Origin of the sequence: Aeromicrobium sp. HA (assembly GCF_027171405.1) — a bacterium.
Taxonomy (GTDB): domain Bacteria; phylum Actinomycetota; class Actinomycetes; order Propionibacteriales; family Nocardioidaceae; genus Aeromicrobium; species Aeromicrobium tamlense.
In genome coordinates this window covers 2,755,909-2,775,375 of sequence record NZ_CP114372.1, presented here as the reverse complement: position 1 = coordinate 2,775,375, position 19,467 = coordinate 2,755,909, and the positions used below count along the sequence as shown (strand labels likewise).

The 19,467-nt window shown below is 72.0% G+C and carries 20 protein-coding genes; 14 read left to right on the top strand and 6 right to left on the bottom strand.

Going from position 1 to position 19,467, the window contains the following annotated elements; translation table 11 throughout:
• Positions 1–28 precede the first annotated feature (28 nt).
• The 3 genes from O3S82_RS13715 to tsaD are packed head-to-tail and all read left to right on the top strand — an operon-like array spanning position 29 to position 2,337.
• Positions 29–442: a DUF5709 domain-containing protein gene (locus tag O3S82_RS13715; protein WP_179422992.1), complete on the top strand. Its 414-nt coding sequence runs from the start codon at positions 29–31 to the stop codon at positions 440–442.
• 40 nt (positions 443–482) lie between these two features.
• Entirely contained in the window at positions 483–1,238 is a 756-nt protein-coding gene (locus O3S82_RS13710) for a lysophospholipid acyltransferase family protein (RefSeq protein WP_269303543.1), read from the top strand.
• Positions 1,239–1,290: 52 nt separating this feature from the next.
• Complete coding sequence (gene tsaD / locus O3S82_RS13705; protein WP_269303540.1) at positions 1,291–2,337, top strand: tRNA (adenosine(37)-N6)-threonylcarbamoyltransferase complex transferase subunit TsaD; 1,047 nt, start codon at positions 1,291–1,293, stop codon at positions 2,335–2,337.
• A 58-nt stretch (positions 2,338–2,395) separates the two neighbouring features.
• On the opposite strand, the gene O3S82_RS13700 is transcribed toward tsaD, so the two are convergent.
• From O3S82_RS13700 to O3S82_RS13685, 4 genes are all read right to left on the bottom strand, one after another.
• Positions 2,396–3,250 carry a biotin-dependent carboxyltransferase family protein gene (locus tag O3S82_RS13700; protein WP_269303538.1) on the bottom strand — a complete coding sequence of 285 codons (855 nt, stop codon included), beginning with the start codon at positions 3,248–3,250 and terminating at the stop codon, positions 2,396–2,398.
• A gap of 162 nt (positions 3,251–3,412) precedes the next feature.
• On the bottom strand, positions 3,413–3,994 hold the full coding sequence (locus O3S82_RS13695; RefSeq protein ID WP_269303537.1) for a 5-oxoprolinase subunit B family protein: 582 nt from the start codon (positions 3,992–3,994) through the stop codon (positions 3,413–3,415).
• A 2-nt stretch (positions 3,995–3,996) separates the two neighbouring features.
• The gene (locus tag O3S82_RS13690) at positions 3,997–4,716 is read right to left on the bottom strand and encodes a LamB/YcsF family protein (RefSeq protein WP_269303535.1); all 720 of its coding nucleotides are present in this window, start codon (positions 4,714–4,716) and stop codon (positions 3,997–3,999) included.
• 85 nt (positions 4,717–4,801) lie between these two features.
• A complete protein-coding gene (locus O3S82_RS13685) occupies positions 4,802–5,962 on the bottom strand; it encodes a class I SAM-dependent methyltransferase (protein WP_269303533.1) in 1,161 nt (386 codons plus the stop codon).
• A gap of 143 nt (positions 5,963–6,105) precedes the next feature.
• On the opposite strand from O3S82_RS13685, the gene groES reads away from it, so the two are divergent.
• The 3 genes from groES to O3S82_RS13670 all read left to right on the top strand — a co-directional run bounded on the left by groES (position 6,106) and on the right by O3S82_RS13670 (position 8,494).
• A complete protein-coding gene (groES, locus tag O3S82_RS13680) occupies positions 6,106–6,399 on the top strand; it encodes a co-chaperone GroES (protein ID WP_078698994.1) in 294 nt (97 codons plus the stop codon).
• A gap of 31 nt (positions 6,400–6,430) precedes the next feature.
• A complete protein-coding gene (groL, locus tag O3S82_RS13675; RefSeq protein WP_179423006.1) occupies positions 6,431–8,032 on the top strand; it encodes a chaperonin GroEL in 1,602 nt (533 codons plus the stop codon).
• Between the two features lie 165 nt (positions 8,033–8,197).
• Positions 8,198–8,494, top strand: coding sequence for a hypothetical protein (locus O3S82_RS13670; RefSeq protein ID WP_269303528.1), 297 nt, complete (start codon positions 8,198–8,200; stop codon positions 8,492–8,494).
• On the opposite strand, the gene O3S82_RS13665 is transcribed toward O3S82_RS13670, so the two are convergent.
• Positions 8,472–8,765, bottom strand: coding sequence for a helix-turn-helix transcriptional regulator (locus O3S82_RS13665; protein WP_218845703.1), 294 nt, complete (start codon positions 8,763–8,765; stop codon positions 8,472–8,474). The two genes, O3S82_RS13670 and O3S82_RS13665, sit on opposite strands and share 23 nt — an antisense overlap.
• Positions 8,766–8,937: 172 nt before the next feature.
• On the opposite strand from O3S82_RS13665, the gene O3S82_RS13660 reads away from it, so the two are divergent.
• From O3S82_RS13660 to O3S82_RS13625, 8 genes are all read left to right on the top strand, one after another.
• Positions 8,938–9,858, top strand: coding sequence for an AurF N-oxygenase family protein (locus O3S82_RS13660; protein WP_179423012.1), 921 nt, complete (start codon positions 8,938–8,940; stop codon positions 9,856–9,858).
• Between the two features lie 33 nt (positions 9,859–9,891).
• On the top strand, positions 9,892–11,526 hold the full coding sequence (locus O3S82_RS13655; protein ID WP_269303525.1) for a 4Fe-4S binding protein: 1,635 nt from the start codon (positions 9,892–9,894) through the stop codon (positions 11,524–11,526).
• 59 nt (positions 11,527–11,585) lie between these two features.
• Positions 11,586–13,091, top strand: coding sequence for an IMP dehydrogenase (gene guaB / locus O3S82_RS13650; RefSeq protein ID WP_179423016.1), 1,506 nt, complete (start codon positions 11,586–11,588; stop codon positions 13,089–13,091).
• A gap of 34 nt (positions 13,092–13,125) precedes the next feature.
• Positions 13,126–14,223, top strand: a complete 1,098-nt coding sequence (locus O3S82_RS13645) for a GuaB3 family IMP dehydrogenase-related protein (protein ID WP_269307067.1) — start codon at positions 13,126–13,128, stop codon at positions 14,221–14,223.
• Positions 14,220–14,993, top strand: a complete 774-nt coding sequence (locus tag O3S82_RS13640) for a carbon-nitrogen hydrolase family protein (protein WP_269303522.1) — start codon at positions 14,220–14,222, stop codon at positions 14,991–14,993. Before O3S82_RS13645 ends, O3S82_RS13640 begins: the two co-directional genes overlap by 4 nt.
• Complete coding sequence (locus O3S82_RS13635) at positions 14,990–15,457, top strand: GNAT family N-acetyltransferase (protein WP_269303520.1); 468 nt, start codon at positions 14,990–14,992, stop codon at positions 15,455–15,457. The genes O3S82_RS13640 and O3S82_RS13635 overlap by 4 nt, the downstream gene beginning before the upstream one ends.
• Before the next feature lie 65 nt (positions 15,458–15,522).
• On the top strand, positions 15,523–17,082 hold the full coding sequence (locus tag O3S82_RS13630) for a succinic semialdehyde dehydrogenase (RefSeq protein ID WP_269303518.1): 1,560 nt from the start codon (positions 15,523–15,525) through the stop codon (positions 17,080–17,082).
• Positions 17,083–17,095: 13 nt separating this feature from the next.
• Positions 17,096–18,793: an FAD-dependent oxidoreductase gene (locus O3S82_RS13625; RefSeq protein ID WP_269303516.1), complete on the top strand. Its 1,698-nt coding sequence runs from the start codon at positions 17,096–17,098 to the stop codon at positions 18,791–18,793.
• A gap of 81 nt (positions 18,794–18,874) precedes the next feature.
• On the opposite strand, the gene O3S82_RS13620 is transcribed toward O3S82_RS13625, so the two are convergent.
• A complete protein-coding gene (locus O3S82_RS13620) occupies positions 18,875–19,465 on the bottom strand; it encodes a 5-formyltetrahydrofolate cyclo-ligase (protein WP_269303514.1) in 591 nt (196 codons plus the stop codon).
• Positions 19,466–19,467 lie beyond the last annotated feature (2 nt).

The window sequence follows — 19,467 nt, the reverse complement described above, 5'->3', positions numbered from 1 at the left end:
TGCGCCCGGTGCGTGGCAAGGTGGAGACATGAGCGATCCCCGCAACCAGCCCCCGGCCCCTTCCCAGTACCTGAGCCAGGACCAGGACCAGGACACGCTGCTCGGTCGCGAGACCCATGATCCGCTGGACGAGGGCCTGACGGCCCCGGAGCGGTGGTCCGCGGGCGAGGGCTACGGCACCACCGCCGAGGAGCAGCGTGACGGCGAGTCGTTCGAGCAGCGTCTGCGCCAGGAGCAGCCCGACGTCGACCCCGAGGCCGAGTGGAGCGAGGACGACCTCGACGACGGTGAGGTCGGCGCCAGCCGCTCCGGTCGACTGGTCGATCCCGAGGGCGGGAACGGCGTCGACCACGTCTCCGAGCTGGTCGGCGACGACGTCGGCATCGACGGCGCCGGAGCCAGTGCCGAGGAGGCCGCCGTCCACGTCGTCGAGGACGAGTGAGACGCCCTTCGGGTGAACGCGCGTGCACTAGTGTGCTCGCATGCGCGACCTGACGTACCCGCCGATCATCGGCACGGCCAAGACGCTGTTCAAGGTGCTGGGCATGAGCTTCCAGACGTCCGGCACCGAGCACATCCCGCGTGAGGGCGGGGCGATCCTGGCCTCCAACCACGTCAGCTACGTCGACTTCGTCTTCAACGGACTCGCGGCCCAGCCGGCCGGCCGGCTCGTGCGGTTCATGGCGAAGAAGGAGGCGTTCGATCACAAGGTCTCGGGCCCGATCATGCGCTCGATGCACCACATCCCGGTCGATCGCGCGCAGGGCGAGGCCTCGCTGCACGAGGCCGCCGAGTACGCGCGGCGCGGCGAGATCGTCGGCATCTTCCCCGAGGCCACCATCAGCCGCTCGATGGAGGTCAAGGAGATCAAGACCGGCGCCGTCCGCGCCGCCGCCGAGGCCGGCGTGCCGCTCGTTCCGATGGTCGTGTGGGGCACCCAGCTGCTCAAGACGAAGGACCACGACGCCGACCTGTGGGGCCGCGGCAGGACGATCGCGCTGCACGTCGGCGAGCCGATCCCCGTCACGGGCGAGGACCCGGTGGCCGAGACCGCGCTCCTGCACGAGTCGCTCACGGCGCTGCTCGACAAGGCCATCCGCGAGTACCCCGTCTCGCCCGAGGGCCAGTGGTGGGCGCCCGCGCGCTACGGCGGCACCGCGCCCACGCCCGACGAGGCCCGCCAGATGGACCTCGACGAGAAGGCGGCCCGCGAGGCCAAGCGCGCCGAGCGCGACTGACCGCCGAGGTCCGGTGACGAGCCCGGTGGCCCGCCCACGGCACAATGGACCGGTGAGCGAACCGCTGGTCCTGGGCATCGAGTCCTCCTGCGACGAGACCGGCGTGGGCATCGTGCGGGGCACCACCCTGCTGGCCCATGCCGTGGCGTCGAGCGTGGAGGAGCACGTCCGCTTCGGTGGCGTCGTCCCCGAGGTCGCCAGCCGCGCGCACCTCGAGGCGATGGTGCCCACGCTCGAGCAGGCCTACGAGCAGGCGGGCGTCGACGTCCGCGACGTCGACGCGATCGCGGTCACCAGCGGCCCCGGCCTGACCGGCGCGCTGCTCGTCGGCGTGGCCGCGGCCAAGGCGCTGGCCCTCGCGCACGACAAGCCGCTCTACGGCGTCAACCACCTCGCCGCCCACGTGGCGGTCGACCAGCTCGAGCACGGCCGGTACACCGAGCCCTCGATCGCGCTGCTGGTCAGCGGCGGCCACACCGAGCTGCTGCTGGTCAACGACATCGCCACCGACATCACGTTGCTGGGCGGCACGATCGACGACGCCGCCGGCGAGGCCTTCGACAAGGTCGCCCGCCTGCTCGGCCTGCCCTACCCGGGCGGTCCCGAGATCGACAAGGTCGCCCGCGACGGCGATCCGAAGGCGATCGACTTCCCGCGCGGCCTCACCACCGGCCGCGACCTCGAGCGGTACCGCTGGGACTTCTCGTTCTCCGGCCTGAAGAGTGCCGTCGCCCGCCACGTGCAGCACGAGGAGCGGATGGGCCGCGAGGTCGCCGTGGCCGACGTGGCCGCCTCGTTCCAGGACTCGGTGTGCGACGTGCTGAGCCGCAAGGCGATCAAGGCGTGCCTCGAGCACGACGTGCCGCGGCTGATCCTCGGCGGCGGTGTCGCGGCCAACGGCCGACTGCGCCACTACGTCCTGGAGCGGGCGGAGAAGGCAGGCGTCGAGGTCCGCATCCCGAAGCCGTCCCTGTGCACCGACAACGGCGCGATGGTCGCCGCCCTCGGCGCCGAGGTCGTCCGCCGGGGCATCGCCCCCAGCTCGCTCGACCTCGCCGTCGACTCGAGCCTCCCCGTCACCCGCATCGTCGCCGCCTGACCCGGCGGCCCGCCGCTCGCGACCCCGGTTTGCGCCACTCGGCGGGACGGGGAGGGCGTCAGGCGCGGTGGCGCCGGAAACGGACCACGTCGCCCGGGCGCACCTGCGCCAGCAGGTCGGTGTCGGGGTCCACCACGACGCCGATGACCGGGTAGCCGCCGGTCACGGGATGGTCCGGGCCCAGCACCACCGGTCGCCCCGAGGTCGTCACCTGGATGCTGCCGCGCAGGACCGGCTCGCTCTCGAGCTCCCCGTCGCGGGCGCGCTCCAGCGCCGGTCCGCCGAGCCGTACCCCGATCCGGTCCGAGACGGGGTCGACCCGCCACGGACTCGACAGCAGGTCCGCGACGGCGGCCGGCGTGAACCAGTCGTCCCGCGGCCCGAGCACGACGCGCACGGTGACCTCGCCCGAGGCGAGCGCCGCCGGGTAGGCCTCGAGCGAGACGCCGTCCGCGGGCACCCCGACCCTCAGCTCGACCCCCGAGGACAGCGGCGCAGGTCCCAGGGCGGCGAGGGTGTCGGTGCTGCGGCTGCCGAGCACCGGAGGCACGGTGATCCCGCCGCCGACCGCCACGGTCCACCGCAGCCCCAGCTCAGGAACACCCAGTCGCAGCACCTGGCCGCGGCGCAGCGCGAGCACCCGTCCTGAGTTCACCGGAGTGCCGTCCACCGTCAGTGGCCCGGCGGCTCCCGTCACCGCGACGACGTGCGCCGCGGTCGCGACGAGGGCGAGCCCGCCGCCGAGCGCCTCGACGATCGCCGCACCCTCCGGGTTGCCCACCAGGTGGTTGGCCTCGCGCAGCGCGCGCCGGTCGAAGGCGCCGGACGGGCCCACGCCCAGGTCGCCGAGCCCGGGCCGCCCGAGATCCTGCACCAGGCTCAGCGCACCCGGCTCCAGCACCCGCAGACTCATCGCGCCACCGCCTCGGAAGAGCGAAGGTAGGTCGGTGTCGCGATTCGTGGTGTGGAATGGCTCGCTCGCTGGCGCTCGCTCATCGCGCCACCGCCTCGGAAGAGCGAAGGTAGGTCGGTGTCGCGATTCGTGGTGTGGAATGGCTCGCTCGCTGGCGCTCGCTCATCGCGCCACCTCCACGAACCGCACGAGGTCGCCGGGGTGCAGCAGCGCCGGGTCGTCGCGGGCGAGGTCCCACAGCGGCGCGTCGGTGCGACCGATCAGTCGCCAGCCGGCGGGGGAGGGGCGCGGGTAGACGCCGCTGAACCGCCCGGCGAGCCCCACCGATCCGGCCTCCACGCGGGGCCGAGGCCGCTCCAGCCGCGGCACCTCGAGTCGCGGGTCGCCGCCGGACAGGTAGGCGAAGCCGGGCGCGAAGCCGGCGAACGCCACGGTCCACCGCGAGGCGACGTGGCGGCGCACGACCTCGTCCGGCTCGAGTCCGCAGTGCCGCGCGACCGCGTCGAGGTCCGGGCCGTCGTAGACGACGGGCACCTCGACCTCGCGGCCCACGACGTCGGTCAGGTCGGCGGGCTCGGTGGCGCCGACGAGCGACCGCAGGTCGGCCGGGCGTCCCCGCAGCAGCACGGTGGTGGCGCCGAGGGTCGCACCGTGCTCGCGCAGGGCGGCGTGCCAGCGCCGCGCCTCGGCCGCGTCGGCGCAGTCGAGCAGCACGGCGCGATCGCCGCAGGGCAGGATCCTCATCTTCAGCCGAAGGCCTCGATCGCCACGTCGTGCGCGGCCAGCACCTCGCGCACCCGGCGCAGCAGGGCCTCGGCCTCGGGGCTGTCACTGTGCACGCACAGCGAGTCGACCGACTCGGCGAGCGACAGCGCCTGACGGGCCGCCTCGTCCGGGTCCGTGAGCACGGCGCCCGGCTGGTCGCGCGGCACGAGGCCACCCTTGGCCGTGTAAGCGCGGTCGGCGAACCCCTCGTGCACGACGCGGATCCCGGCGTCCTCGGCCATCTCGAGCGCGATCGACCCCGGCATCCCGACGAGCGGCAGCGGATTCCCGTCGGCGAGGAGGGCCTCGACGACCGCCTCCGCCTGGTGCGGGTCGCGCGCGATCCGGTGGTAGAGCGCGCCGTGCGGCTTGAGGTAGGTGACGACCCCTCCGGCGGCGTCGGCCAGCTCGGCGAGGTGGTCCAGCTGGTGACGCACCTCGTCCACGAGGTCGCGGGGAGCCAGGTCGACCTCGCGCCGGCCGAAGCCCTCGCGGTCGCGGTAGCCGACCTGCGCGCCGATCGCGACGTCGTGCGCGACGGCCGCCTCGCACGTGGCGCGGATCAGGTCGTCGTCACCGGCGTAGGCGCCGCAGCAGACGTTGGCGCTGGTGACGAGCCCCAGCAGCCGCACGTCCTCACCGGACTCCCAGCGAGCGCGGTCCTCGCCGAGGTCCACGTTGAGGTCGACTCGGCGGGTCATGGCCCGACGCTACCGTGCCCGGGGCATCGCTGGCAGTGACGTTCCCGGGAGTCGGATCCGGGTGCTGGCCCCCGGAACGTCACGCTCAGGGCTGCCGCTCGACGAGGAAGGCGCGGGCCTCCCCGGCGACGCGGGTCAGCACGACGGTCGCGGTGCGCGAACCCGACAGCTTGAGGCGGGCGACGAGGCGCTCGGGCACGACGTCGACGCCGCGCTTCTTCACCGTGAGGGTGCCGATGTCGCGCTCGCGCAGCGCCGCACGCAGCTGCTTCTCGCGGTAGGGCAGCTCCTCGAGGACCCGGAACGCGCGGCCGAGCGGTGCGGCGTCGGGGGACTCGGTGGTGATCCAGGCGATGTGGGGGTCGAGCAGGTGACCGCCGAGGTCCTCGGCGAGCTCGGCCACGAGCCCGGCCCGGATCACGGCGTCGTCGGGCTCGACGAGATGCGACAGCAGCGGCCCGACCGTGGCCGGCGTGCCGCGCGCCACGAGGCTCACCCCGGCCGGGAGGACCGTGGCGACCCGGCCCTCGGGCGCCCCGAGACCGGCGCCCCACAGGCACGCCTCGACGAGGTCGCCACCGTGGGACACCCACTCGGCCTGCACGCCCGGCGGCACCGCGTCGTGCGCGATGCCCGGCATCACCTTCGCGACGGCCCGCCCGGCGAGCAGCCCCGTGACGAAGTCCCAGGGCGGCACGAGGGCGTCCAGCCGGAACGTGCGTCCCGCGCCGTCGCGACGGGCCGGGTCGACGAAGGCCACCTCGTCGGCTGCGACGGTGGTGGTCGTCGCGTCGCCGACCTCGACCGTGCCCTCCAGTCCGAGGGCGGCGAGGTTCGCGCGGGCGATCGCGGCGCGCACCTCGTCCTGCTCGACGCCGCGCACGGCCAGTCCGGCGCGGGCGCAGGCGATGAGGTCGCCGCCGATGCCGCAGCCGAGATCCACGACCCGGGTGGCGCCGAGGGCGACCAGCCGCGTGGCGCGGTGGTCGGCGACGGTCCGCCTCGTGGACTGCTCGAGCGCGTCGTGCGTGTAGTAGAGGTGGGCGGCGTCCGCGCCGAACTTCGCGACGGCCCGGCCGCGCAGGTGGTTCTGGGTGACGGCCGCGGCCACCAGCTCCACCGGGTGGTCGCGACGCAGGCGGGTGCCCAGGGCGAGGTCGGACTCGCGCCCGGCGCAGGCGGCCACCTCGGCCAACAGCGCCTGCCCGGCCGGCGTGGTCAGGGTGGCGAAGGTCTGGACGTCCACGCGCCCGAGTCTGCCACCGCGTGCCCCGGCTTCGGACCTAGCACTCTGTTGGGACGAGTGCCAGCCGGTGCTACGCTGACGACTGGCACTCCCAACGAGTGAGTGCCAACCGAACGTCTCTCATCGAAAGGGGAGGTCGACCAGTGTCGGTCACCATCAAGCCGCTCGAAGATCGCATCGTCATCAAGGCCGGAGAGGCCGAGCAGACCACCGCGTCGGGTCTCGTCATCCCCGACACCGCCAAGGAGAAGCCGCAGGAGGGCGAGGTCGTGGCCGTGGGCCCCGGTCGCGTCAGCGACAGCGGCGAGCGCATCCCCGTCGACGTGGCCGTCGGCGACAAGGTGCTCTTCAGCAAGTACGGCGGCACCGAGGTCAAGCACGGCGGCGAGGAGTTCCTCATCCTCAACGCCCGCGACGTCCTCGCCGTCATCGCCTGAGTCCACCCAAGCCAACCGTTAGGGAGCACTCGTGCCCAAGATTCTGGAATTCGACGAGGACGCACGCCGCGCCCTCGAACGCGGTGTCGACAAGCTCGCCGACACCGTCAAGGTGACCCTCGGCCCCAAGGGCCGCTACGTCGTCCTCGACAAGAAGTGGGGCGCCCCCACGATCACGAACGACGGCGTGTCCGTCGCGCGTGAGGTCGAGCTCGACGACCCCTTCGAGAACCTCGGCGCCCAGCTCGCCAAGGAAGTCGCCACCAAGACCAACGACGTCGCCGGTGACGGCACCACGACCGCCACGGTCCTGGCCCAGGCGATGGTCCACGAGGGCCTGCGCGCCGTCGCGGCCGGCGCCAACCCGGTCGGCCTCAAGAAGGGCATCGAGGCGGCCGTCGAGGCCGTCACGAACGAGCTGCACTCGCGCGCTCGCGCCGTCGACTCGGTCTCGGACATGTCCGCCGTCGCCACGGTCTCCAGCCGTGACGCGGTCATCGGCGAGCTCATCGCCGAGGCGTTCGACAAGGTCGGCAAGGACGGTGTCATCACCGTCGAGGAGTCCAACACCATGGGCACCGACCTCGAGTTCACCGAGGGCATGCAGTTCGACAAGGGCTACCTGTCGCCGTACATGGTCACCGACACCGAGCGCATGGAGGCCGTCCTCGACGATCCCTACATCCTCGTCAACCAGGGCAAGATCTCGGCCGTGTCCGACCTCCTGCCGCTGCTGGAGAAGGTCGTCCAGTCCGGCAAGGCCCTGTTCATCATCGCCGAGGACATCGAGGGCGAGGCCCTGTCCACGATCGTGGTGAACAAGATCCGCGGCACGTTCACGTCCGTGGCCGTCAAGGCGCCCGCGTTCGGCGATCGCCGCAAGGCCATGCTGCAGGACATCGCGACCCTCACCGGCGCGACCGTCGTGACGCCGGACGTCGGCCTCAAGCTCGACCAGGTCGGCCTCGAGGTCCTCGGCACCGCCCGTCGCGTCGTCGTCACCAAGGACGACACGACGATCATCGACGGCGGCGGCGAGCAGGCCGAGGTCGAGGGCCGCGTGGCCCAGATCAAGGCCGAGTTCGAGCAGACCGACTCCGAGTGGGACCGCGAGAAGCTCCAGGAGCGTCTCGCCAAGCTGGCCGGTGGCGTCTGCGTCATCCGCGTCGGCGCGGCCACCGAGGTCGAGCTCAAGGAGAAGAAGCACCGCATCGAGGACGCCGTGTCGGCGACCCGCGCGGCCATCGAGGAGGGCATCGTCCCCGGCGGTGGCTCGGCGCTGGTCCACGCGGTCGGCGTGCTCGACCAGGACCTCGAGCTCTCGGGCGACGAGGCCATCGGTGCTCGCATCGTCCGCAAGGGCGCGGACGCCCCACTGGAGTGGATCGCCCGCAACGGCGGCGTCTCCGGCGAGGTCGTCGTGGCCAAGGTCCGCGAGTCGGGCGAGGGCTACAACGCGGCCACGGGCGAGTACGGCGACCTGCTCGCGCAGGGCATCCTCGACCCGGTCAAGGTCACGCGCTCGGCGCTCGCCAACGCGGCCTCGATCGCGGCCATGCTGCTCACCACCGAGACCCTCGTGGTGGACAAGCCGGCGGACGAGGACGACGCGCACGCCGGTCACCACCACTGACCGACACCGTCACGACGCAGGCCCCGGGCACCCGCCCGGGGCCTGCGTCGTGCGGTGACGGCGGGACGGGCCGGAGCCGCTCGTGAGACGAGGGACGACAGTGTCCGTCGGGCCCAATAACCTAGGGTTCGACCCGGTGTCCGCACCCGTTGATAGGACTGCCCCATGACGACGCCATCGACCACCTGCCCGTGGTGGTGCACCGACCACCGCTCCGGCGAGACGGCAGAGGACGAGCAGCACGCCCGCGTGTTCCCGGTGCCCGGTGGGGCCTGGGTGGCCATCCTGCACGGCGCGCTGCCCGGCGACCGGATCGAGCTGGCCTACGGGGTCGAGGCCTATGCGGCGTCGGCGGGGGAGGGGCGTGCGTTCGCCGCGGCGCTGCAGCACGCGGCCGACGTGTTCGACCGGATCGTGTCCGAGGTCGAGCGCGTGAGGGTCAGCGGTCGGACGACTCCATGAACCGCCGCACGTCCACCAGCAGGTCGCCCAGCTCCAGTCCGAAGGCCGCCTCGAGGGCCAGGATCGTGTCCAGGCTCGGGTTGGCCGAGGAGCGGCCGGTGGCGTTGTTGTTGCGGTTGTTCTCCAGGTTCTGCACCTGGTTGCGGCTCAGTCCCGCGCGGTGCGCGAGCTCCTCCTGGGTCATGCCGGCCTGCTCGCGGCGGCGGCGCAGCCACTGGGCGAACGAGCTGGCGACCTCGGCGGTGTGAGCGGTCGGCGTCCGTTTGGGCATGCACAACAGCATGGGCCCAATCGTCGTCCGCGCGCAGCCCAATACGGTGTGGCGCGGCGTCGCATCCCCGGCGTGCGGACCGGGGATCCGGGACGGCTCCGAAAAGGTGGTGACGCGTCTCACAGTCTATGTTACATTCACAATGTCACATACTGATGACCGAGGAGATCGCATGACCGTCACCGACGATCGCGCCGCCGTCGAGTTCCGCCAGTCCATCGACATGGACTCCGAGCTGGAGCGACTGCTCGAGTCCGCCGCCGTCCTGTCGTACGACCCCGACCAGGAGATCGACTGGGACAAACCGCTCGACCCGCACAAGTACGGCCTCAACCCCGAATGGTCCACGCTCTACGGCACGCCGCTGTGGGACCGGATGACCGAGCAGCAGCGGATCGACCTCACCCGCCACGAGGTGGGCTCGATCATGAGCACCGGCATCTGGTTCGAGACGATGCTCCAGTCGATGGTGCTGCGCTCGCAGTACTCGGCCGACTACGGCGACCCCGAGTTCCGCTTCGCCCTCACCGAGATCGCCGACGAGTGCCGCCACTCGCTGATGTTCAGCAAGACCTGCAGCAAGATGGGCGTCCCGCACTACCGCCCGCGCCGTCTCTTCCACGAGCTGGCCCGCGTCTTCCGCACCACCGCCACCGGCGAGATGGCGTACTCCTCGATCCTCGTGGCCGAGGAGGTCCTCGACATCATGCAGCGCGACTGGATGCGCGGCGAGAACGTCCTCGAGGAGGTGCGCACCACGAGCAAGATCCACGTGGTCGAGGAGGCGCGCCACATGAAGTTCGCGCGCATGGAGATCAAGGAGTACCTCGAGGGGATCTCCAAGCCGCGCCGGCACCTGGCCGCGTTCGTCATCTCGATCGTGGCCGCGATCATCGTCGACTCGCTGGTCAACGACGACGTCTACGCCAACGCCGGCCTCGATCCCGAGGAGGCGAAGGCGGCGGCGAAGTCCAACACCCACCACCAGAACCTCATGCGGATGAGCTGCGTGCACCTCATGGACTTCCTGTCCGAGGTGGGCCTGCTGACCCCGTCCGCCATGCGGATGTACCGCACCGTCCACATGCTCTGACGGCCACGCCGACCCGAACCGAAAGCACCCGCCGTGGCCTACGCGATCACCCAGTCCTGCTGCAAGGACGCCTCGTGCGTCTCGGTCTGCCCCGTGGACTGCATCCATCCCACCCCCGACGAGCGCGACTTCGCGACGACCGACATCGTCTACGTCGACCCGAGCGTCTGCATCGACTGCGGCGCCTGCGCCGACGCCTGCCCGGTGGCGGCGCCGAAGCCGATCGACCTGCTGCGCGGACCCGAGACGATCTTCGCCGAGCTCAACGCCGCGTACTTCGAGCGGCGCCCCGAGCGCGAGGAGCCGAAGGTCCACACGTGGGAGGAGATGGGCGGCGACCTCGAGCGCTCGCTGTCGATCGCGATCGTCGGCACGGGTCCGGCCGCGGCCTACACTGCGCGTCAGCTGCTGCTGTCCACCGACGCGCGCATCACGATGATCGACCGGCTCCCCGTGCCGGGCGGTCTCGTGCGCGGCGGGGTGGCTCCCGACCACGTCGACACCAAGAAGTTCGCCGACCTGTTCCAGTGGGCCTACAAGCACCCGCGCACCTCGATGGTGATGAACGTCGAGGTCGGCCGCGACATCTCCCACCGCGACGTGCTGCGCCACCACGACGTCGTGATCTACGGCGTCGGCGCGCGCCGCGACCGCGAGCTGGGGGTGCCGGGGGAGGACCTGCCCGGCGTCTACCCCGCGCCCGAGGTCGTCGGCTGGTACAACGGCGCGCTCGACGTCGAGCCCACCGGCGTGGTGCTCCAGGGTGACCGCGTCGTGATCGTGGGCAACGGCAACGTGGCGCTCGACCTGGCCCGGCTGCTGCTGCACGACCCCGACGTGCTGGCGCGCACCGACATGCCCGACCACGCCGTGCAGGCCTTCCGCGGGCTCGACGTCCGCGAGGTGGTCCTGCTCGGCCGGCGCGGGCCGTCGGTCGCGGCGTTCACCCGGCCCGAGCTGCTGATGATGCCGCCGGGCATCGACGTCGTGGTCGCCCGCGACGAGTTCACCGTGACTGAGCTGGAGGACGCCGAGCCCGAGACCAACGCCGCGGTCCTGGCCGCGCTGCCGCTGGTCGACGTCGACCTCACCACGCCGCCCGGCGAGCGCCGTCGCCTCGTCTTCGCGTTCGGCCGCCAGGTCGTCTCGATCGAGGGCGACGACCGCGTCGAGGCCGTGCAGGTGGCGCCGTCGGGCGTCGCCGAGCAGGCCGTGAAGGTGCCGTGCGGCACGCTGATCCGCGCCACCGGCCACCGCGGCACTCCCGTGCCCGATCTGCCGTTCGACGAGGAGACCGCCACGGTCCCGAACGAGCACGGTCGCGTGATCGACCCCGACACGGGTCGGCCCGTGCCGGGCACCTACGTCGTCGGCTGGATCAAGCGCGGCGCCACGGGCGGCATCGGCACCAACCGCACGTGCGCCCACGAGACGATCCAGTCGATCATCGCCGACGCGAACGCCGGGCTCATCCCGCCGGCGCCGCGCCGCAGGCTCACCTTCGGACCGTTCGTGCGCACCCGCGTCGACGGCGTCGTGGGCCGTCGCCGCATGCTCGCGATCGAGAAGGCCGAGGAGAAGGCGGGCCGCCGCGAGGGCCGTCCGCGCGTGAAGTTCTCGTCGGTCGACGAGATGCTCCAGGTCAGCCCCGCGACGAGCCTGCACTGACGACGCGGATCACATCCCGCGGCCTCGGGACGGCGTCGGGGCGCGGGTAGACTCGCGCCATGGTGGGCATCCCCGACAAGTTCGCTCCTCTCGGCCTCACGTACGACGACGTCCTGCTGCTCCCGGGCGAGACCGACGTCATCCCCAGCGAGGTCGACACCACGACCCGGCTGACGCGTGACATCTCGCTGCGGATCCCGCTGCTGTCGAGCGCGATGGACACCGTCACCGAGTCGCGCATGGCGATCGCCATGGCGCGCGAGGGCGGCATCGGCATCCTGCACCGCAACCTCTCGATCGAGGACCAGGCCTATCAGGTCGACCTCGTCAAGCGCACCCAGACGGGCATCATCCCCAACCCCGTCACGATCGGCCCGAAGGCCACCCTCGAGGAGCTCGACGAGCGCTGCGGCGAGTACCGCGTCTCGGGCCTGCCGGTCGTCGACGAGGACAACACGCTGCTGGGCATCGTCACCAACCGCGACCTGCGCTTCACGCCCGTCGCCGAGTGGGCCACCACGCTCGTCCACGACGTCATGACCCACATGCCGCTGATCACCGGGCCCGTCGGCATCAGCCGCGAGGACGCCTCCGCGCTGCTGCGCCAGCACAAGCGCGAGCGCCTGCCGATCGTCGACGAGCAGGGCAAGCTCGCCGGCCTCATCACCGTCAAGGACTTCGTGAAGTCCGAGCAGTTCCCGATGGCCAGCAAGGACGCCGAGGGCCGCCTGCTCGTCGGTGCCGCGGTCGGCTTCTTCGGCGACTCCTACGACCGCGCGAGCCGCCTCATGGAGGCCGGCGTCGACGTGCTCGTCGTCGACACCGCCCACGGCCACGCCCGCGCCCTGCTCGACATGGTGCGCAAGCTCAAGGCCGACTCGGCCTTCGACGGCGTCCAGATCATCGGCGGCAACGTCGCCACCCGCGAGGGCGCCCAGGCGCTCGTCGACGCCGGCGTCGACGCGGTGAAGGTGGGCGTCGGACCCGGCTCGATCTGCACCACGCGCGTCGTCGCGGGCGTCGGCGTGCCCCAGATCTCGGCCGTCTACGAGGCCACGCTGGCTGCGGCCCCGGCCGGCGTCCCGGTCATCGCCGACGGCGGCCTGCAGTACTCCGGCGACATCGCCAAGGCGCTCGTCGCGGGCGCCGAGAGCGTGATGGTCGGCTCCCTGCTGGCCGGCTGCGAGGAGAGCCCGGGCGAGCTGATCTTCGTCGCGGGCAAGCAGTACAAGACCTACCGCGGCATGGGCTCGGTCGGCGCGATGGCCTCGCGCGGCAAGAAGTCCTACTCCAAGGACCGCTACTTCCAGGCCGACGTCACCAGCGACGACAAGATCGTCCCCGAGGGCATCGAGGGACGCGTCGCCTACCGCGGCCCGCTGTCCACCGTGGCGCACCAGCTCGTCGGTGGCCTGCACCAGTCGATGTTCTACGTCGGCTCGCGCACCATCCCCGAGCTGCGCGACCGCGGCCGCTTCGTCCGGATCACCGCGGCCGGCCTCAAGGAGAGCCACCCGCACGACATCCAGATGACGGTCGAGGCGCCGAACTACACGATCCTCTGACGTCATCGCGGCCCGATAGGCTGGGCGCGTGAGCATCGACATCGGACTGGCCAAGCGCGGCCGGCAGGGGTACCACTTCGACGACATCGCCATCGTGCCGAGTCGCCGCACGCGCGACCCGCAGGAGGTGTCGACGCACTGGCAGATCGACGCGTACCGCTTCGACCTGCCGATCGTCGCCGCTCCGATGGACTCGGTGATGAGTCCCGAGACCGCGATCGCGCTGGGCAAGTTCGGCGGCCTCGGCGTGCTGAACCTCGAGGGCCTGTGGACCCGCTACGAGGACCCGCGCCCGCTGCTGGAGGAGATCGCGCGCATCGAGCCCGCGCAGGTCACTCCGCGCCTGCAGCAGATCTACAGCGAGCCCATCAAGGCCGAGCTGATCACCGCGCGCCTCCAGGAGATCCGCGACGCGGGCGTGACCGTCGCGGGCTCGCTCTCGCCGGGCCACACGAAGCAGTTCGCCGACGCGGTCGTGAAGGCCGGCGTCGACCTGTTCGTCATCCGCGGCACCACCGTCTCGGCCGAGCACGTCTCGGGCAACGCCGAGCCGCTGAACCTCAAGGAGTTCATCTACGAGCTCGACGTGCCGGTGATCGTGGGCGGCTGCGCCACCCACCAGGCGGCCCTGCACCTCATGCGCACCGGCGCGGCCGGCGTGCTGGTCGGCTTCGGCGGCGGCGCCACCCACACCACGCGCAGCGTGCTGGGCGTCGCGGTGCCGATGGCCTCGGCCGTGTCCGACGTCGCCGCGGCGCGCCGCGACTACCTCGACGAGTCGGGTGGCCGCTACGTGCACGTCATCGCCGACGGCTCGATCGGCCGCAGCGGCGACCTCGCCAAGGCCTTCGCCTGCGGCGCCGACGCCGTGATGATCGGCTCGCCGTTCGCGCGCGCCACCGATGCCCCCGGCAGCGGCTTCCACTGGGGTGCCGAGGCCTGGCACGGCGACCTGCCGCGCGGCGAGCGCGTCGAGATCGGCACCGTCGGCTCGCTCGAGCAGGTGCTCTTCGGTCCCTCGCACGTGCCCGACGGCACGATGAACCTCGTCGGCGCCCTGCGCCGCGCGATGGCCACCACCGGCTACACGGACCTCAAGGAGTTCCAGCGCATCGAGGTCGTCCTCGGGTGACGCTCACCGTCGCGGCCGGCCAGTTCGCCTCGGCCGGCGACGTCGAGACCGACATCGCCACCGTCGTCCGCGCGGTGCAGCAGGCCGGCGGAGCCAACCTGCTGGTGATGCCCGAGCTGTTCCTCGGCGGCTACCGCCTGCCGCCGATCGTGGTGGGCGAGTCGGATCCGCGCCTGCAGCCGATCGCCGACGCGGCGGCTGCCGCGGGCACGGTCGTACTGGTGGGCGCGTGCCTCGACGGGCCCGACGGGTTCACGATCTCCACGCTCGCGTTCGGGCTCGGCGACGACCCGGCCGCTCGCCGCGTCTACGACAAGCAGAACCCCTGCGGCGACGAGGGTCAGCACGTCGTCCCCGGCTCCGAGAGCGTCATCATCGACGTCCGGGGCTGGGCCGTCGGCCTGTCCATCTGCTACGACGGCTGCTTCCCCGAGCACGCCCGCGCGGTAGCCCTGGCCGGCGCCGAGGTCTACGCCGCGTCGGTGGCGTACTTCGCCGGCAGCGCCCACCGGCGCGAGGTCTACTACCGCGCCCGTGCGGTCGAGAACGGCATGTACGCGGTCGTCAGCGGGCTGAGCGGCTCGGTCGCGGGCGCGGAGTTCGACGGCGGCAGCGCGGTCTACGACCCCGAGGGCCGCGTCCTCGCCTCGGTCGAGGAGACCGAGGGCCTCGCGATCGCCACGCTCGACCGGCCGCTGCTCAAGGCCACGCGTGCGGCCCACACGATGCTGGCCGACGTGCGCGAGCCCGGCCCGGTGGTGCGGCGGTGACCGCCGAGATCGTCGAGGTCGACTTCCTCGACCCCCGCGTGCTCGACCTGCGCGCCCGGATGGGCGCCGAGATGGGCGAGCTCTACGGCACGCCCCGGCACTCCGTCGGGGCCGAGGACGTCACCTCGGAGTCCGTGCTCGCGTGCCTGCTCGCGCTCGACGGCGACCGGCCGGTCGGCACGGTCAGCCTGCGCCGCCTGCGCGACCTCGTGGAGATCAAGCGCATGTTCCTGCTGCCCGAGACGCGCGGCACGGGCCTCGCGGCGCGGATGCTCGCGGCGATCGAGGACCGCGCCCGTGCGGTCACCGACCGCGTCGTGCTGCACACGGGGGAGCGGCAGCGAGCCGCGATCGCCCTCTACACGCGCTCGGGCTACGAGCCGATCGAGATCTACGAGCCGTACGACCAGGTGCCCGAGTCGCTCTGCTTCGCCAAGCGGCTGGACGACCCCGCCTTGCTGTAACCCGCGGTGACGGGATGTGACAGTCGTGGTGTCACATGTCGGATTTCTTCGGTATCGTCCTGTCCATGCCTGATGTCGCCCAGATCACAGTCGCGCCCGAGCGCGCCGCCCAGCTCACCCGCCTGATCCGGGCGACGGGCACCGAGACCCGTACCACCGTGTCGCCCCTGAGCGGAGCCGACGTGGCCACCATCCCGGTCTCCACCGACCAGGACGTCCTCGACGCCTTCGCTGCCGCTCGCGTCGCCCAGCTGACCTGGGCGCGCACCTCGCTGCGCCGCCGGAAGAAGGCGCTGCTGCGGCTGCACGACCTCGTCCTGAAGCACCAGGACGAGCTGCTCGACCTCGTGCAGCTGGAGTCGGGCAAGGCGCGCGCGCACGCCTTCGACGAGGTGTTGCACACCGCGCTGACCGGCCGCTACTACGGCCGCCGCCTGGCGCGCATCCTCGGCCCGCACCGCCGGGGCGGCGTCTACCCCGTGCTCACGAGCGTCCGCCAGCACCAGCGGCCGAAGGGCGTCGTCGGCCTCATCACGCCGTGGAACTACCCGCTGTCGATGGCGCTCGTCGACGGCCTCGCGGCCGTCGCCGCCGGGAACGCCGTAGTGCACAAGCCCGACAGCCAGGCCCCGCTCACTGCCCTGGTGATCATCGAGCTGATGCACCGCGCGGGCTTCCCGAAGGACCTGTGGCAGGTCGTCAGCGGCGCCGGTTCGGTCATCGGCTCGGCGATCATCGCGAACGCCGACTACATCTGCTTCACGGGCTCCACCGCCACCGGCAAGCGCATCGCCGCCCAGTGCTCCGAGCGGCTCATCGGCTGCTCGCTCGAGCTCGGCGGCAAGAACCCGATGATCGTGCTGCCCGGCGCCGACGTCGAGAAGGCGGTCGAGGGCACGGTCACGGCGGCCTTCAGCTCGGCCGGCCAGCTGTGCGTCTCGATCGAGCGCATCTACGTGCACGAGTCGATCTACCCGCGCTATCGCGACGCACTGGCCGAGCGCCTGTCGCACCTGGCCTACGGCGCGAACGCCGACTGGGAGGTCGAGATGGGCACGCTCGTCTCGCCCGCCCAGCTGGCCACGATCGAGAAGCACGTCGCCGACGCGCTCGACCACGGTGCCACCCTCGTGTCCGGCGGCCGGGCCCGTCCCGACATCGCCCCGTGGTTCCACGAGCCCACCGTGCTGGAGAACGTGCCCCCGGCGGCGCTGTGCTTCGCCGAGGAGACGTTCGGTCCGCTCGTCTCGCTCTACCCGTACCGCAGCGTGGGCGAGGCGGTGCAGGCCGCGAACAGCACGGTCTACGGCCTCAACGCCAGCGTGTGGGGACCCACGCGCCGCGCCCGCAAGGTGGCCGAGCGGCTCCGCGCCGGCACGGTCAACGTCAACGAGGGCTTCGCCGCCACGTTCGGCAGCATCGGCGCGCCCATGGGCGGCATGAAGGAGTCCGGCACCGGACGCCGCCAGGGCGCCGAGGGCCTGCTGCGGTTCACCGAGACCCAGTCGATCGGCGTGCAGCGGCTGATGCCCGTCAGCGGACCCGCCTTCCTGTCGAGGCGGACGTTCGGCTCCCTGCTGACCGTCGGCCTAGGCCTGCTGCGCCGACTCACCACCCGAGCCTGAGAGAGGAACGACCATGACCGAGCAGGACTACGACGTCGTCATCATCGGATCGGGGTTCGGCGGCAGCGTCTCGGCGCTGCGGCTGACCGAGAAGGGCTACAAGGTCCTCGTGCTCGAGGCCGGCCGCCGCTTCGCCGACCACGAGTTCGCGAAGAACTCCTGGCACCTGCGCGAGTACCTGTGGGCCCCGCGGCTCGGCTGCTACGGCATCCAGCGGATCAACCTGCTGCGCAACTCGCTCGTGCTCGCTGGCGCGGGCGTCGGCGGTGGCTCGCTGGTCTACGCCAACACGCTCTACGAGCCGCTCGACCCGTTCTACGAGGACCCGGCCTGGAGCCACATCACCGACTGGAAGAGCGAGCTCGCGCCGTACTACGACCAGGCCAAGCGCATGCTCGGCGTCAACCCGGTCACCGAGATGAGCCCCGCCGACACGGTCGTGAAGACCACCGCCGAGCGGCTCGGCTACGGCGACAGCTTCCACTTCGCGCCCGTCGGCGTGCTGTTCGGCGAGGAGGAGGGCCGCGACGTCGGCGACCCGTACTTCGGCGGCGTCGGACCCGCCCGCCGCACCTGCATCAACTGCGGCGAGTGCATGTCGGGCTGCCGCCACAACGCCAAGAACACGCTCGTCAAGAACTACCTCTACCTGGCCGAGCAGGCCGGGGCCGAGGTCCGGGACCTCACCACCGTGGTCGACGTGCGCCCGGCCGCCGGCGGCTACGAGGTGCACTCGCGCTCCACCCGGAAGTGGCGCGGCAAGAACCCCGTGATCCGAGCCGAGCAGGTCATCTTCTCGGCCGCCTCGTTGGGCACCCAGCGACTGCTGCACCAGCTGCGCGACGGCGGCAGCCTGCCGCACGTCTCGAAGCGCCTCGGCCTGCTGACCCGCACCAACTCCGAGGCCCTCATGGGCTCGGTCGCGATGAACCGCGACGTCGACTACACGCGCGGCGTGGCGATCACGTCGTCGATCCACCCCAACGACACCACCCACATCGAGCCCGTCCGATACGGGAAGGGCTCCAACGTGATGATGTTCGTCCAGATGGTGCTGTCCACCGACGGCAGCGGCCAGGGCAAGCCGAGCGTGCTCACGGTGCTGAAGAACATCGTGCGGATCGCGCCGCGGCTGCCGAAGCTCTACGACGCGTTCCACTGGTCCGAGCGCACCGTCATCGCGCTGGTGATGCAGGCGCGCGACAACTCGATCACGACCTACACGAAGCGCCGGCTGTTCGGCGGTCGCAAGATGACGACCAAGCAGGGATCGGGCGAGCCGAACCCCACCTACATCCCCGAGGCGCACCGCGCGGTGACCGAGATGGCCGACTACATGGACGGCGTCCCGGGCGGCATCGTCACCGAGCCGATCGGCATTCCCATGACGGCGCACTTCCTCGGCGGCTGCGCGATCGGCGACTCGCCCGAGACCGGCGTCATCGACCCCTACCAGCGGCTCTACGGGCACGAGGGCCTGCACGTCATCGACGGCTCGGCGATCAGCGCCAACCTCGGCGTGAACCCCTCGCTCACGATCACGGCGCAGGCCGAGCGGGCCGTGGCGATGTGGCCCAACAAGGGCGAGGCCGACCAGCGTCCGGCGCTGGGCCAGGCCTACCGCCGCATCGAGCCGATCCTGCCGAAGAACCCCGTCGTCCCCGAGCAGGCCCCCGCGGCCTACCGCCTCCCGATCGTCGCCGTCTCCTGACCGTTCCCGCCTCCGGCGGGCGAGATCTGTAGCGGTAGCCACCCTTTTTCGGCCGGAACCGCCCGAGAACGGTGGAGACCGCTACAGATCTCGGTCCCGGGAGGGACGAAAGACGCCCGCGGGCGTGAGCACGAGGTCGACCGGGTGGTCGTGCGGCTCGTGCGGCACGTGCTCGAGGAGCTCGTCGCCGAACACGACGGCGCACACGACGCCGGGGAAGTCCGCGAGGGCGCGGTCGTAGTAGCCCGCGCCCCGGCCGAGCCGGTTGCCGGCGTGGTCCACCGCGAGTCCGGGCACGAGCGCGACGTCGCACGTGGCCAGCGCGCCGGCGCCGAGCGGCGGACCGGTGGGCTCGGGCACGCCGAGCGCCCCCACGGCCACCGAGCCGAGCTCGTGGACGACCCAGTCCATCGAGCGGTCGGGCCGGCCGAGCGGCACCAGCACCTCCACGCCGCGTCCCGCCAGCAGGTCGATCAGCGGCTCGGTGCCCGGCTCGCTCGGCAGCGAGAGGTACGCCGCCACCCGTCGCGCACGCACCAGGGCGGGCAGCGCGGTGGCGTGCAGGGCGATCGCCTCGGCGGCTCCGGTCCGCTCCGCGGTCGTGCGATCGCGCCGACGTGCGGCCAGCAGCCGACGGAGGTTCGTCTTCTCACCCGTCACGGACGTCGACATGG

Bases quoted from the DNA above. Each gene is read 5' to 3' on its own strand.
- O3S82_RS13660 (WP_179423012.1), top strand. From the start codon at position 8,938: ATGACCGTCACCGACGATCGCGCCGCCGTCGAGTTCCGCCAGTCCATC.
- guaB (WP_179423016.1), top strand. From the start codon at position 11,586: ATGGTGGGCATCCCCGACAAGTTCGCTCCTCTCGGCCTCACGTACGAC.
- O3S82_RS13665 (WP_218845703.1), bottom strand. From the start codon at position 8,765: ATGCCCAAACGGACGCCGACCGCTCACACCGCCGAGGTCGCCAGCTCG.
- O3S82_RS13620 (WP_269303514.1), bottom strand. From the start codon at position 19,465: ATGTCGACGTCCGTGACGGGTGAGAAGACGAACCTCCGTCGGCTGCTG.
- O3S82_RS13690 (WP_269303535.1), bottom strand. From the start codon at position 4,716: ATGACCCGCCGAGTCGACCTCAACGTGGACCTCGGCGAGGACCGCGCT.
- O3S82_RS13670 (WP_269303528.1), top strand. From the start codon at position 8,198: ATGACGACGCCATCGACCACCTGCCCGTGGTGGTGCACCGACCACCGC.
- O3S82_RS13710 (WP_269303543.1), top strand. From the start codon at position 483: ATGCGCGACCTGACGTACCCGCCGATCATCGGCACGGCCAAGACGCTG.
- O3S82_RS13695 (WP_269303537.1), bottom strand. From the start codon at position 3,994: ATGAGGATCCTGCCCTGCGGCGATCGCGCCGTGCTGCTCGACTGCGCC.
- O3S82_RS13625 (WP_269303516.1), top strand. From the start codon at position 17,096: ATGACCGAGCAGGACTACGACGTCGTCATCATCGGATCGGGGTTCGGC.
- O3S82_RS13715 (WP_179422992.1), top strand. From the start codon at position 29: ATGAGCGATCCCCGCAACCAGCCCCCGGCCCCTTCCCAGTACCTGAGC.
- O3S82_RS13700 (WP_269303538.1), bottom strand. From the start codon at position 3,250: ATGAGTCTGCGGGTGCTGGAGCCGGGTGCGCTGAGCCTGGTGCAGGAT.
- O3S82_RS13630 (WP_269303518.1), top strand. From the start codon at position 15,523: ATGCCTGATGTCGCCCAGATCACAGTCGCGCCCGAGCGCGCCGCCCAG.